This window comes from Rhizobium ecuadorense, from assembly GCF_001187535.1.
Taxonomy (GTDB): Bacteria; Pseudomonadota; Alphaproteobacteria; order Rhizobiales; family Rhizobiaceae; genus Rhizobium; species Rhizobium ecuadorense.
In genome coordinates this window covers 1-389 of sequence record NZ_LFIO01001616.1, presented here as the reverse complement: position 1 = coordinate 389, position 389 = coordinate 1, and the positions used below count along the sequence as shown (strand labels likewise).

The following is a 389-nucleotide window of genomic DNA, read 5'->3' as shown; positions in this document are numbered from 1 at the left end:
CTGCAAGGTAGTTCACAGGAACGAGGCGGCTATGCAGATCGGGGCCGTCGGGTTGCCCCGGATCATAGAAGATGCCGTTATCGGCGTCATAGAGGATGAAGTGGTCTCCTTCGACATGGACGACCGCTACCCCGCAAACATCGCCCCAGCTCTCTGCCTTGCGTAATCCGCCAGTCTGCCAGCCCAACTCGGTCAGGACGCCGCAGAGTTCTGTCCACGTTGTGTAATGATTGGTCTGAGCGCCCCAATCGATCATGCCGGCAATCTGGTCGTAGGGTTTGCCAGTCAGCATCTGCAAGACGAAGACGCCGCAGCCATCATCCCTTGGACATTGCGTGACAAATTGAAAGCGGACCCTGTCGGCTGCGGGTTGTGTCAATGTTCAGTTC

The 389-nt window shown here is 57.3% G+C and carries 1 protein-coding gene; it reads right to left on the bottom strand.

Annotated features, from left to right (window positions below; all coding sequences use genetic code 11):
* Positions 1 to 292 (bottom strand): hypothetical protein (locus AF337_RS41245; protein ID WP_082336897.1); only part of this gene is annotated, 292 nt, incomplete at its 3' end.
* Positions 293 to 389: the final 97 nt, after the last annotated feature.